This is a genomic window from Pseudomonas sp. GW821-FHT05D12, from assembly GCF_059419825.1.
The window spans coordinates 292,363-305,819 of sequence record NZ_JBWKSN010000001.1; the positions used below are offsets into that span (position 1 = coordinate 292,363).

Sequence of the window (13,457 nt, forward strand, 5' to 3'; positions counted from 1 at the left end):
CCAGTCGGACCGAGACAAAAACAAGAGTGAAACGACAAACCTTCGTAGCTCTGACCCAAATCGATTCAAGGAGAAACAGCATGATCCCAGTAATCCTTTCCGGTGGTAGCGGCTCACGTCTTTGGCCGCTTTCCCGTAAACAGTTCCCGAAACAATTCCTGGCCCTGACCGGCGAGCACACGCTGTTCCAGCAAACCCTGGAACGCCTGGTGTTCGAAGGCATGGACAGCCCGATCGTGGTCTGCAACAAGGACCACCGTTTCATCGTCAACGAGCAACTGAGCACTCGCAAGCTCGAATGCCAGCGCATCCTGATGGAGCCGTTCGGTCGCAACACGGCGCCGGCCGTGGCCCTCACCGCGATGATGCTGGTGAATGAAGGTCGCGACGAATTGATGCTGGTGCTGCCGGCCGACCACGTAATCGACGACCAGAAAGCCCTGCAACGCGCCCTGGCCCTGGCCACCGTGGCGGCCGAGCGTGGCGAGATGGTGCTGTTCGGCGTGCCGGCAACCCGTCCGGAAACCGGCTACGGCTACATCAAGTCGACCAACGATTCGCTGCTGCCCGAAGGCGTGAGCCGCGTCGAGCAGTTCGTGGAAAAACCCAATGAAAAACGCGCCGTCGAGTTCGTCAAGAGCGGCGGGTACTTCTGGAACAGCGGCATGTTCCTGTTCCGCGCCAGCCGCTTCCTCGAAGAGCTGAAAAAGCACGATCCGGACATCTACGACACCTGCCTGCTGACCCTGGAACGCAGTGAGCAGACCGCTGACACCGTGACCTTCGACGAAGCCACCTTCGCCTGCTGCCCGGACAATTCCATCGACTACGCCGTGATGGAAAAAACCCAGCGCGCCTGCGTGGTGCCGCTGAGCGCCGGTTGGAGCGACGTCGGTTGCTGGGCCTCGCTGTGGGCGGTCAACGATAAAGACGTCAACGGCAACGTCAGCAAGGGCGACGTGGTGATCCAGGACAGCCGCAACTGCATGATCCACGGCAACGGCAAGCTGGTATCGGTGATCGGCCTGGACAACATCGTGGTGGTGGAAACCAAGGACGCGATGATGATTGCCCACAAGGACAAGGTCCAGGGCGTCAAGCAGATGGTCTCGACCCTCAACGACCAGGGCCGCAGCGAAACCCAGAACCACTGCGAAGTCTATCGCCCGTGGGGCTCCTACGACTCGGTGGACATGGGCGGGCGCTTCCAGGTCAAGCACATCTCGGTCAAGCCGGGCGCGTGCCTGTCGCTGCAGATGCACCACCACCGCGCCGAACACTGGATCGTGGTCAGCGGCACCGCCGAAGTCACCTGTGACGAGAACGTGTTCCTGCTCTGCGAAAACCAGTCCACCTACATCCCGATCGCCTCGGTGCACCGCCTGCGCAACCCGGGCAAGATCCCGTTGGAGATCATCGAAGTGCAATCGGGCAGCTACCTGGGCGAAGACGATATCGAGCGGTTCGAAGATATCTACGGTCGCTCGACCCCGGTTGAACGTGGCGTGTCGGTGAAAACTATCGCGCAGTAAAACAGTCGTACAAGAAGCCCTCGCCCAGCCCATTGCGTCCCCTATCCGCAGTGGGTTGGGTGGGGGCTTTTTTTTGAGATCTGCACTGGCTGTTAGGGCCCCATCGGGGGCAAGCCCCCTCCCACCTTTGATCTGCGAATAGCTTGCCCCGATGAGGCCGGCACGCCCACCACAGCACTCAAGGTAGCCAATCCCACCTACGCTTAAGTTAGGATGCTCGTTCCCTATTCGAGGTGGTCTCCATGTTCTTCGGCGTTCTCCTGATCATCACCTGGCTGATCCTCCTGCTGCGCTACCCGGCCAAGGCCCTTCCGGTTTCCCTTGCTGCCTTGGCAGGCCTGGGTTGCGTGGCCGTCTGGGTGGTCTGGCTGGACAATCGCGAAGCCTCGCAACTGGCGCGCCTGGAACTGCGCATCAGCTATGCCCCGCAGGAATGCCCGGCGGACCGCCCATTGAAACTGACCCTGAACAACGGCAACGACGTGCCTCTCACCGAACTGCGCTGGCGCGTCGCGGCCTATGCGCCAGGCGACTCGGTCAACCTGGCCGACAACGTCTATGCTGCCCCTCGCTATCGCGGCCCCGGCGAATTGCAGGCGGGCGCCACCTGGGAAGACTGCCTGCCCACCCCGCCGCTGCGCCCTGGTTACCGCGCGCAAACCCTGGAATTTCGTGCCGAGCACCTGCAAGGCAGTTTCTCGGACTGACAAAGGACTGATCCATGCCCAACGTACTCATCACCGGCTGCTCCAGCGGCATCGGCCGCGCCCTGGCCGAGGCCTTCAAGGCGGCGGGATTCGACGTATTGACCAGCGCCCGCCGCGAAGACGACGTGATCGCCCTCAACGACGCCGGCTTCCATGCCGTGCTGCTGGACGTGAACGACGCGGGTGCCCTGCAAACCCTGGCCACGCATCTGGGCGAATTGGATGTGCTGATCAACAACGCCGGCTACGGCGCCATGGGGCCATTGCTCGATGGCGGCACTGAAGCAATGCAGCGCCAGTTCGAGACCAATGTATTTTCCATCGTCGGCGTGACCCAGGCGCTGTTTCCCGCCCTGCGCAAGCGCAAAGGCCTGGTGGTGAATATCGGCAGCGTTTCCGGCGTACTGGTCACACCGTTTGCCGGTGCCTACTGCGCCTCCAAGGCGGCAGTGCATGCCTTGAGCGATGCACTGCGCATGGAGCTGGCGCCGTTTGGTATCCGCGTAATGGAAGTGCAGCCCGGCGCCATCGATACCCGCTTTGCGAAGAACGCCGGGGCCCAGGCCGAGCTGTTGATCAATGAGCAGTCACCGTGGTGGCCGTTGCGCGAGGGTATTCGTGCTCGCAGCCAGGCCTCCCAGGACAAGCCGACACCCGCCAGCCAATTCGCCAGCCAGGTGCTGAACGCGGTGCAACAAGCAACACCGCCACGCTTGCTGCGCGCGGGCAATGGCAGCCGAGCGCTGCCGTTGATGGCGGCGTTGTTGCCCAAGGGGCTGCTTGAGAAGGTCTTGAAAAAGCGCTTTGGCTTGAGCGGGACGCTTTAACCCTTCATGAAATCAATAAACGCCCGCACTTTCAGCGGCAGGTGACGGGTGTCCGGGTACAGCGCAAACACCCCTTGTGGGGCGAAGTGATGGTCCGCCAATAGCCGCACCAGGCGTCCCGACTCAAGGTCATCCTGCACCAGCCATTGCGGCAGTACTGCCACGCCAAGGCCACGCACGGCAAAGGCCAGCAGTACGGCCGCGCTGTCGGCCACCATGGCTGCGGGCCCGGCACGGTATTGATGCTCGCCGCCGGCGGGGTCGGTGACGCTCAGTTCCGTCAAGCGGCCGTGGCCCAGTTTGGGCGCAAGTGCCAACTGATCCAGGGTGTGCACGCCGGCAAACTCGGGCGCCGCCACCGCGAACACGTCGAACGTGGACAACTGCACCGCACGATGGTTGGAATCGAGTAAACGTCCCAACCGAATCGCCACGTCAAAGCGCTCGGAGATCAGATCCGCGTGGGTGGAGGATGTGGATAAGTGCAGGGTGAGGTCCGGGTGCAGACGGCGAAAACGCTCCACCGCAGGGGCGACCACGGCCAGCGCATATTCCACGGTGGTGGTGATGCGCAGGGTGCCCTTGAGCTGGGCCTGTTCGGAGCGCGCCTCTTCCACGGCCAACTGCGCCTCTTCGAGCACGCGTGTGCAGCGCAGGTAAAAACGCTCGCCGGCATCGGTCAGCGCCAGTTGGCGGGTGCTGCGCGTCAGCAGGGTGACCCCCAGTTCCGCTTCCAGGCGCTTGAGATTGAAGCTCACTACGGCGCGGGTCTGGCCCAGCAGATCGGCCGCTGCAGTGAGCGACCCGGCCTCGACCACGGCCTTGAACGTGTCGAATCGGTCCAGGCTGACCATCAATTGCCTCCTCTTTTGTCAAAAAATTTTTGACAAACTAGCAGCCAAACCGGCGTATCCCAAACGTTGCGTGCAGCCTACCCTGCGCGCTTCACTCGCCGGATCGCGCTCAATGACCTACCGCTCGAAAATCGCCTGGATCTTTCTACTGGGTTTCGCCCTTGACCTGGTGAACATGTTTGTCGCCACCGTCGCCTACCCGGATATCGGCCGCGAGCTGCAGGCGTCGGTGACGCAACTGGCCTGGGTCAGCAACGCCTACCTACTCGGGCTGACCCTGATCATTCCCTTGAGTGTGTGGCTCGCGGCGCTCATGGGCGAGCGCGGCCTGATCGTGGTGAGCCTGCTGATATTTGCCGGTGCCTCGGTGCTGGTGGGCCAGGCGGACTCGATTGAAACGCTGATTGGCTGGCGTGCCCTGCAAGGGCTCGGGGGCGGCTTGCTGATCCCTGTGGGCCAGGCCATGGCGTACCGTCACTACCGCGCGGCAGAGCGCAGCCAACTGACCGCCCGCGTGATGTCGGTGGCCCTTCTGGTGCCTGCCCTGTCCCCGGCGTTGGGCGGGCTGATCGTCGACAACGTGTCCTGGCGCTGGATCTTCTACGCCAACCTGCCGCTGGCGTTGATCACCCTGCTGCTGGCGAGGCTGTGGATAAAACCCGACGTGCCCGCCAGCGTGTGTCCTACCTTGGAGGTGGGCAGCATTTTCAAACAGATCGCCAGCCCGATGCTGCGCACCGCGATGCTGGTCTACCTGTGCATTCCCGGCGTCTTTATCGGTACCAGCCTGATCGCCATTCTCTACCTGCGCGGCCTGGGTTACGACGCCACACACACCGGCGCCCTGATGTTGCCGTGGGCACTGGCCTCGGCGCTGGCTATTTGGCTGAGCAAAAAACTGTTCAATCGCTGCGGCCCCAAACCCTTGCTGCTGGTGGGCATGCTGCTGCAATGCGCCGGCATCCTGCTGCTCAACGAGCCAGGCCTGATCGTGCTCGCCTACGCCTTGATGGGCCTGGGCGGCAGCCTGTGCAGCAGCACTGCACAGACCCTGGCATTCCTGGATATCCCCGCCGAGCGCATGGGCCATGCCAGCGCGTTGTGGAATATCAATCGGCAAATAAGCTTCTGCCTGGGTGCGGCGGCCCTCAGTGCACTGTTGTCGGCCTTGGATTCCTTCGTCATAACCTTCACGATGGCAGCCGCATTAACCCTGTTGCCTCTCTTTGCAGTGCTGCGCCTGGATGCCTCCACAGTACGGACACTGCTTCACCCTGCCAGCGAGCCCCGTCATGATTGATTACAGCGATTTTTTTGAGGAAGTGATCCAGACCCACGTCGAGATCGAGCAATGGTTTGCCGGCGTCGCACCCGAAGGCACCCTGCAGAGTTTGCTCGCGCGCTTCTCCCCCGAGTTCAGCATGATCGCCCCCGCCACGGGCACACGGGTCAATGCAGCCGGGGTCAACGCGCTGTTCACCCGTCTGGGCGGCATGCGCCCGGGGTTGAAAATCACCTTGAGTGAAATGACCGGCATCGACCGCCACGCACGCGGCGCCACCGTGACGTATCGCGAACATCAGATCGACGCCAGCGGCACGCAGACCGACCGCCGTGCCACCGTGGTGTTCGAGAAACAGGCGAGTGGCGCGCTGTCGTGGCGCCATTTGCATGAAACCTATGTAGCGCTAGCGCAATGAAATAACTGATCGGGCCGGTCCTAAAAAAACAGCGAACAGCCTGACTGGTGACGGTGCTGCGTGAGTGTGTGCCGTTGCGATATCAGGCCCAAGCGCATGATAGGTGGGAGCGGGCTTGCTCGCGAAGGCGCTGGATCAGCCCGCATATTTGTTGACTGACACACCGTATTCGCGGGCAAGCCCGCTCCCACAGGGAGAGAGGCGTTGTCCATGCTTGCGGTGCAAGGCCCGACTATTCCAGCCACGCCGCCAAACCCCAGGCTTCACCGCGATCAAAAAGGTGGGAGCGGGCTTGCTCGCGAAGGCGGTGGATCAGCCCGCATATTCGTTGACTGACACATCGCTTTCGCGAGCAAGCCCGCTCCCACAGGGAGAGAGGCGTTGTCCATGCCTGCGGTGCAAGGCCCGACTATTCCAGCCACGCCGCCAAACCCCCGGCTTCACCGCGATCAAAAAGGTGGGAGCGGGCTTGCTCGCGAAGACGGTGGATCAGCCCGCATATTCGTTGACTGACACACCGTATTCGCGAGCAAGCCCGCTCCCACAGGGAAAGAGGCGTCGCTCATGCTTGCGGTGCAAGGCCCGACTATTCCAGCCATGCCGCCAACCCCCCGGCTTCACCTTTTAGTCTTGTGTTTGGTTGACGATCACCGTGCAGGTGATGCCTGCCGCCAGCAGCACGCCCTCCGGCACTTCATCGATGTGAATCCGCACCGGCACGCGCTGGGCCAGGCGCACCCAGTTGAACGTCGGGTTCACGTCAGCGATCAACTCGCGGCTCTCGGGGTTGTCACGGTCGTAGATGCCGCGCGAGATGCTTTCCACGTGGCCCTTCAAGGTCTCGCCGCTCATCAGTTGCATGTCGGCTTTATCGCCGACTTTCACATGCGGCAATTTGGTTTCCTCAAAGAAGCCATAGACCCAGAACGAGTTCATATCGACCACGGCCATCTTGGCTTCGCCGATGCGCGCGTAGTCGCCACGGTGCACGTTGAGGTTGGTGACGTAGCCGTCCACCGCCGCTACCACTTGCGTGCGCTTGAGGTTGAGTTCGGCGGCTTCCAGCTGCGCCAGTGCGTGCTGGTAATCGGCGAGGGCCGAGTCGGCGATGTTGCTGGCGTCGTCGCGGTTTTCCTTGGAGATCACCAGGGCGTCGAGGTCGGCGCGGCGGTGGGCATTGACCTTGCGCATCTCCCAGGTGGCTTTGCGCGAGGCAACCAGGGACTGCGCCTGCTTGACCGCGATGCGGTAGTGCTCGGGGTCGATCTGCATCAGCAGGTCGCCCTTCTTGACCAACTGGTTGTCACGCACCGGCACGTCGACCACCTCGCCCGTCACGTCGGCGGCGACGTTGATGATGTCGGCGCGCACGCGACCATCGCGGGTCCACGGCGTTTGCATGTAATGCACCCACAGCGTGCGGCCAATCCAGATTGCCAGAGCCAGTACCAGCAAGGTCGCGAGCAGGCTGAAAAACTTTTTCATCGGGGCATTCTCAACGGTAGACGGTCAGCGCCAATGCGCCGAACAAGCAAACGAACAGGCTCAGGCGCAGCAACGCCGGGTGCCAGAAAAAACGGTACAGGTCGTACCCGGCCAGGAAGCGGTCCAGCGCCCAGGCCAGCCCTGCGGCAATCAAAAACATCAGGGTCATGGTCGGCATGTAGAGGCCGTGGAACGCGATTTCACGGGGCATGCGGGGCTCCTTTGAGGGCCGCCAGTGGCGATTGCGGGTCGAGCAGCGAAGTGCGGATAAAGTGCAGGTAGCTCTTCACCCGGCGCAGGGCCGACGTATCGAAGTGCGGGGCGAAGGGTTCGTCGGTGGCCTGCACGCGGCTGATCGCGTGGTCGACGGCGATCAGCCCGCGCTCCAGGTTGCTCGCGCTGGGCTGCAGGAACAGCCGCACCAGCGAGCGGCCCATCACGCGGATCGCCTGGCGCCACGGCTGGGACTCGGCATACGCCGGGTGCACCGGCAGGATCGCCTGTTCCTTGCGCAGCTCGATGATCGCGTGGCCGACCTCGAGCACCACGAACATCCAGCGCAGCAGGTCGCGTTGCACTTGCGGCTGGCCGACGGCGAGGCCGTAGGCCTGGTGCAGCAGGTCACGGGTGCGGCTTTCAAAACTTGAGGCCAGGCCCTTGAGCTTGCCGCTGATCGCGTACACCACTTGCTCACGCAGGTCCTGCTCCAGGCGGCGCCACAGCCAGCGGCTGTTGGGCGGCAGGATGATCGCCCCCGCCGCCGCGCACACCAGCATGCCGATGACCATCGCGATGTAGTCGTTGATAAAGGTGTAGGGGTTGTAGACCGTGAGGTTATCCGGCACCGAACCGGTGCTGAAGAAGATCAACAGGCCCACACCGACCCCGGCGTATTGCGGGCGTGAGGCGAGAAACGCGCCGAAGATGATGACCGGGGCGAGCATCACGCACAGCAGCGGGAAGCCGTCGATCCAGGGGAACACGAAGAACATTTCGACAAAGCCCACCAACGCGCCGATCAAGGTGCCGCAGGCCATCTGGAACGCCATGCGCTTGGGGTTCGGCGTGGCGGCGGACAAACCGACGGTGGCCGCCGCGATCAGGGTCATGGTCGCGCCGCTGGGCCACGCGGTCGCCACCCAGTAGCTGCCCAGCACGATCAGGATGAATGAGGCGCGAATCCCCGAAGCGGCGCAGGCCAGCCAGTTGGTCTTGGGGATGAAGGTTTCGTCCCACTGCTCGCGCGCATGGCTGTGATCGGCCAGGGAGGCGTGGGTTTGCGCATAGTTGTGCAGGTCGTCGACGAAGCGGTACAGCAGCTCGTAGGCGGTGTGGAAATCCAGCTGCTCGGCTTCGCTCGGGTTGCCCTCCTGGAACGCCGCGCGCAGGCTGCGCACCGTGGCGGGCAAGCCGTCCTTGTAGGCACTCAGTTGACTGACCAGGCGTGCGGCGTCGGGGCTGGTGAGGGCACGACCGGAAAAGCCGTCGAGCAGTTCGGCCAGGTCCTGCAGGCCGGGCTTGATCGCCGCTACCACGTGATCGGCCGCGTCGGTGCGCAGGCGTTCGAGCAACTGGTGCAACGCATTGAAGCGCGTGGTGATGCTCATGAACTCGCTGTTGAGGCGACTGAGTCGACCGTTGCGCCGACGCATGTGCGGGTCTTCAAACACGGTGATGCTGCGCAGCCCTTCCAGGCCTACGGCTTCGGCGATAAAGCGCACGTTGCTGGCCTCGAACCCTTCGCGCTGGCTGCGACCCCGCAAGCCATCGGTGACAAACAGCGCGAACACGCCAAAGCGCTGGTACAGGGCGTTACGCATCGCGGCGCTGCTGGTTTGCGGCAGGATCGCGGCGCTGACCAGCGTCGAGCAGAGAATCCCCAGGGAGATTTCCAGCACGCGCCACACCGCCGCCATGAAGGCGCCGTCGGGGTGCGCCAGCGCCGGCAAACCAACCATCGCCGCGGTGTAGCCGGCCAGCACAAACCCATAGGCGCGAAAGTTACGGTTGCGGGTCGCACCGGCGGTGCAAATGCCGACCCAGATCGCCAGCGCGCCAAGAAACAACTCGGTGTTCTGCGCAAACAAGGCAATCAAAAAGACCATCACCGCCGAGCCCGCCAGGGTGCCGAGGAAGCGGTAAAAGCTCTTGGCGAACACCTGGCCGCTCTGCGGTTGCATCACGATGAACACGGTGATCATTGCCGTGCGCGGTTGCGGCAGTTCCAGGCGCATGGCCAGCCATAACGTCAGGAACGCGGCGATCAGCACCTTGAAGATATACACCCAGGTCACGCCATCACTGCGTGCCCAGTCGAAAAAGCCACGGCGCCACTCAAGGGCATGCAGCCAGCGCAGCGGTGCAGGCAAGGGAGTCATTCAATCCTACTCAGTGATCAAACACGGCGAGTGCCGCCGGGGTCTTGCTCGGGAGGGTCTTGGCGTCGTCGGGCACATCGTTGCCGGCACCAAGGCCGCCGCCCAGGGCTGTCACCAGTTCGGCGTGCGCGCTCAGGCGGGCGGCCTGCACCTGTTGCTCGACCTGCTGCTGACGGAACAGCAGGGTCTGGGCATTCAGCACATTGAGGTAATCGGTGAGCCCGCGCTGGTAGGCGATCATCGCGATGTCATAGGTTTTCTGCGCCGAGGCCACCGACTGCGCGGCGAAGCCCGCTTGCTTGTCCATGGACTCGCGGCGGATCAACTGGTCACTGATGCCCTTGAGCGCGGTGACCAGGGTCTGGTTGTACTTCGCCACGGCGATGTCGTAACCGGCGCTCGCCTCGCCCAACTCGCCACGCAAACGGCCGCCGTCGAAGATCGGCAAGGTGATCGCCGGGCCGACGTTGTAGTTGAATTTCTTGCCGGCCAGGAACTCCAGCATGCCGCCGCCGGTGGCCATGTAGCCAAGGCTGCCGACCAGGTCGACGTTGGGGTAGAAGCCGGCATGCGCCACATCAATGCCACGCGCCTGCGCCGCGACCTGCCAGCGGCTGGCGACCACGTCCGGGCGCTGGCCGAGCAGTTGTGCAGGCAAGGAAGACGGCAGTTTCAGCGGCGCGGCCAGGGACAAGGTCGGACGCTGCAATTGCGCGCCCGCGCCCGGCCCCTTGCCGGCCAATGCCGCCAACTGGTTGCGGCTCAGGGCGATTTCCTCGTCCAGGGCGTCCAATTGGCGATGGGTTTCCGGCAACGGGGTTTCGGCCTGGCTCACGTCGAAGTGCGTGCCGATCCCGGCGTTCAGGCGTTTGTTGGCCAGGTCGAGGATCTGCTGTTGCTGGGCCAGGGTCGCCGCGACGATATCGCGGTTGGCGTAATGCAACGACAGCTGGATATAGGCGCGCACCACGTTGTTCTGCAATTCGAGCTGGGCCTGGCGGGCTTCGGCAGCGCTCATGTGCGCCAGGTCGACGGCACGCTCGGAGGCATTGCTTTCACGGCCCCACAGGTCGAGCGCGTAGCTCAGGCCCAGGGACGAGTTGTTGTCCCAGGTGGTCTGGCCACTCAACTCGCCCGGGCCATAGAACTGATCCTTCGGCCAATTGTGGCGCTTGAGGGTGGTGTCACTGTTGATCTGCAGCGACTCGGCCGACTCGGCAATCCCGGCCATGGCCCGCGCCTCGCGCACTCGCGCGGCAGCGATGGCCATACTCGGGCTGTTATGAGTGGCGAGTGCCACCCAACGGTTGAGTTGCGGGTCGCCAAAGGCCTGCCACCATTGCGCGGTGGGCCAGTGGGCGTCCTGGGCGGCCTGCTGGATCGCCTCGTCGGTGGCCAGGTGATTGGCGTCGAGCGCCTGGCCCTGTGGGGCGATTCCTCCGGTTCCGACGCAGCCGCTGATTGCTAACGATAAGGCCCAAACACTGAGAGTCTTCAGCTCTCTGCTGATGCGACGCGGCACTGCTGCGAATTCCTGAGGTGGTGATGCGGGGAGAGGTGGCGCAATTCTAGGGGGCGGCATGGGGAACGATAAGCGGGTATTCCTGTGAATCTTTGTTACCGTTCAGGCGATAATCCGCGCCGGCTCAAGGCAAGTTGGGATGTTTATCCCGACGCCAGGCTATTCCCCTACAGCGTGCCGAAGTGCCCACCAGCAGAATGACGAGCATCCCACCCTTCTGGAGTGCCCGAATGTTTTCAGCCCCCAGCACGCGCGCCCGCATAGCGCCGACACCCGCACCCGCCTCCGCTGATGCCCTGCGCAGGCAACTGCACCTCTCGCCCGAGCCTTTGCAGCCGGGCATGTTCCCTTTGCAACGGGACGTGCGCTGGATCGCCGACCTGGTCCTGGACAAGCTGGTCCCGCTTGCGGGCTATCATCGCGATCAAGCGCAGATGGAAGCACTTCACCACAAATTGTCCAGCAGCCCGTCAAGCCTGGAGGTGTCGGTAGAGGAGTTACCGGACTACTACGCGTTTTTCAAAAAGGCCGAGCAGGTGCTTGGCCAACATCGCTCCAGCCAGCGTCCGGACGTCGAAGCCGACTATGCCTTGTGTCGCGCGCTGAAATGGCAGTTTCGCGCAGCGGTCAGCAATGACCGACACCTGCACCTGACGCAGAAGTTGTTGCCGGCGCTTGCCTACGTGCGCAACGGCGGCGAGCGCAGCAACCACCGTCATATCGGCTACAACTTTGTGTTGGACCCCACGCTGCAGAACCAGGCCGGGCCACAACTGGCAGCCGACTCGCGCCTGGAAATCACCGCTGACCAACGCGTCAAAAGCACGCGCACCCTCAGCCTGCAGGCCCATCTGAAGTCATCGATCGCAAACCAGTTCCAGACCCACAGCCAGCTCGGCGTAGGCTATGTATCGTCTCGCGAATACGCAAACCTGGAAGCGTACGCCGATGCCCGCAGCCATTCGGTGCGCACTTCCCTGAGCGAGAGCATCCGGCGAACCGTTCAAAACCTGCCCAGTTTGGTGCGTGATAGCCATAACCTGCAGAAACACCTCGCCTGCTCAGCACTGAGCCAACCCTATGTCCGGGATACCCTGGCCAGCGCCGGCCTTGTCGATGTTGAGTTGCCCAGCATGAGAAGCACCTCCCAGCCGGTCATCACCGAACGAGGCCTCCTCCTGAATGCGCGAAACAAGGTCACGGTGGATGTCTTCAGCGCCCTGAAGCTCAATACCACGATAAAGCCAACCCTGCAGCGTACCCAGCGCCAGATCACCCTGGATATCCTGAGCCTGCACGAAACCGCACCTGAGATGGCACGACTGCGCCTGGCCTCGTCCAAGCACTACAACGACGACCCTGCGGCGCTGTTGAATGCCATGCAACGCCACATCGCCGACACCAGCCAACACTTCACCCAGCAGGCCTGTACACCCGTGCCGGCGTCCGCGTTGAACGCTGCCCGGCACGCCCGCCACAAACAGGCCCAATCCCTGCTGGAACGCTATGTGCTGCTCAAGACCCACTCGCGCCTGACTCCACAGCAGGATGCTGAGATACGCAGCCTGATCCAGCGCAACCCGGCACTGCTTCGCCCCGACGAATTAAAAGTCCACACGCTGACAGCCGAGACCCGAATAGTGAGCTTCAGCGCCGCAGTAACGGCCTCGGCGCAGGCCGGGGCAGGCAAAGGGGTGGCGATTGAAGCCAGCCACCGCAAGCTTGATGACCCGCACCTGAGCGGTGATTACCTGACAATCGACATCGCCCCGATAGATTCGCGGCAGGTCGTGAAGAAAACCTTGCTTCGCGTACTGGGCGCGATTGGCGAGCAAACGTTCGACTGGGAAAACCTGGTCCGCTCGATCAGCGAATCGGTGCTCGATCCCGCGAGGCCGTCGTCCACTCAAGTACTGGTGAAAATAAAGCACGGCCAACCGGTGCTGCTGCATACCCGCCATACGCTGAATAAGAGCCGTGACCTGAAGCTCCCGGCGCCGGTCGAGCAGTTCTTCGGCGTAGCGGCGCAGTCGCTGCGTACCCGGCAAACCCTGCACAAAGAACAGCTGGGCAGCGACTCGCTGGATCATCTCCTGCCCATCGCCCGCCGCTACCTGGAACCCCCTGATCAGCAGCCGGGCTGGGACGCCTACGTCGCGCGACACGCCGACGACTTTCACGCGTTGTTCCATACCCTTGGCCGACAGGCGCACGGTACGCCGCTGACCGCTGAGATTGACGCGCTCAAACGCCTCAGCCCGGCACTCAGCCGCGCCGCCGAAACCCTGGTACAACATGCGCACACCGCCCTTGAAGCGCCTACCGGCGAAAATCGCGCCAGCACGCAGGAAGCCTTCAATCACTTGCTGCGCGAGTATCTGCCGCACTACCAGGCCAAAGTCAGCGAGGCCTGGACCTTGTCCTGATCCTTCGTCACCGTGCTCCGGGGAGA

11 protein-coding genes are annotated in these 13,457 nt (G+C 63.1%); 6 read left to right on the forward strand and 5 right to left on the reverse strand.

Going from position 1 to position 13,457, the window contains the following annotated elements:
- Positions 1-80: 80 nt before the first annotated feature.
- The 3 genes from AC07SI_RS01345 to AC07SI_RS01355 all read left to right on the forward strand — a co-directional run bounded on the left by AC07SI_RS01345 (position 81) and on the right by AC07SI_RS01355 (position 3,066).
- Positions 81-1,532: a mannose-1-phosphate guanylyltransferase/mannose-6-phosphate isomerase gene (locus AC07SI_RS01345; RefSeq protein WP_065907077.1), complete on the forward strand. Its 1,452-nt coding sequence runs from the start codon at positions 81-83 to the stop codon at positions 1,530-1,532.
- A 242-nt stretch (positions 1,533-1,774) separates the two neighbouring features.
- Entirely contained in the window at positions 1,775-2,239 is a 465-nt protein-coding gene (locus AC07SI_RS01350; protein WP_065907081.1) for a multidrug transporter, read from the forward strand.
- A gap of 14 nt (positions 2,240-2,253) precedes the next feature.
- Entirely contained in the window at positions 2,254-3,066 is an 813-nt protein-coding gene (locus AC07SI_RS01355) for an SDR family oxidoreductase (protein WP_213550514.1), read from the forward strand.
- Here AC07SI_RS01355 and AC07SI_RS01360 read toward each other — a convergent pair.
- Positions 3,063-3,920: a LysR family transcriptional regulator gene (locus AC07SI_RS01360; RefSeq protein ID WP_495004952.1), complete on the reverse strand. Its 858-nt coding sequence runs from the start codon at positions 3,918-3,920 to the stop codon at positions 3,063-3,065. The genes AC07SI_RS01355 and AC07SI_RS01360 overlap by 4 nt on opposite strands.
- A gap of 112 nt (positions 3,921-4,032) precedes the next feature.
- On the opposite strand from AC07SI_RS01360, the gene AC07SI_RS01365 reads away from it, so the two are divergent.
- Together AC07SI_RS01365 and AC07SI_RS01370 are read left to right on the forward strand one after the other, a co-directional pair.
- Entirely contained in the window at positions 4,033-5,220 is a 1,188-nt protein-coding gene (locus AC07SI_RS01365) for an MFS transporter (RefSeq protein WP_495004953.1), read from the forward strand.
- Positions 5,213-5,620 (forward strand): DUF4440 domain-containing protein, encoded by a 408-nt coding sequence (locus tag AC07SI_RS01370; protein WP_495004954.1) that lies wholly within the window; start codon positions 5,213-5,215, stop codon positions 5,618-5,620. Before AC07SI_RS01365 ends, AC07SI_RS01370 begins: the two co-directional genes overlap by 8 nt.
- A gap of 624 nt (positions 5,621-6,244) precedes the next feature.
- On the opposite strand, the gene AC07SI_RS01375 is transcribed toward AC07SI_RS01370, so the two are convergent.
- The 4 genes from AC07SI_RS01375 to AC07SI_RS01390 are packed head-to-tail and all read right to left on the reverse strand — an operon-like array spanning position 6,245 to position 11,005.
- Entirely contained in the window at positions 6,245-7,105 is an 861-nt protein-coding gene (locus tag AC07SI_RS01375) for an efflux RND transporter periplasmic adaptor subunit (protein WP_282397793.1), read from the reverse strand.
- 10 nt (positions 7,106-7,115) lie between these two features.
- Positions 7,116-7,316 (reverse strand): DUF1656 domain-containing protein, encoded by a 201-nt coding sequence (locus tag AC07SI_RS01380; protein WP_065900886.1) that lies wholly within the window; start codon positions 7,314-7,316, stop codon positions 7,116-7,118.
- A complete protein-coding gene (locus tag AC07SI_RS01385; RefSeq protein ID WP_495004955.1) occupies positions 7,306-9,483 on the reverse strand; it encodes an FUSC family protein in 2,178 nt (725 codons plus the stop codon). Before AC07SI_RS01385 ends, AC07SI_RS01380 begins: the two co-directional genes overlap by 11 nt.
- A 10-nt stretch (positions 9,484-9,493) precedes the next feature.
- On the reverse strand, positions 9,494-11,005 hold the full coding sequence (locus tag AC07SI_RS01390) for an efflux transporter outer membrane subunit (RefSeq protein WP_495004956.1): 1,512 nt from the start codon (positions 11,003-11,005) through the stop codon (positions 9,494-9,496).
- 230 nt (positions 11,006-11,235) lie between these two features.
- On the opposite strand from AC07SI_RS01390, the gene AC07SI_RS01395 reads away from it, so the two are divergent.
- On the forward strand, positions 11,236-13,431 hold the full coding sequence (locus AC07SI_RS01395; protein ID WP_495004957.1) for a hypothetical protein: 2,196 nt from the start codon (positions 11,236-11,238) through the stop codon (positions 13,429-13,431).
- Positions 13,432-13,457: the final 26 nt, after the last annotated feature.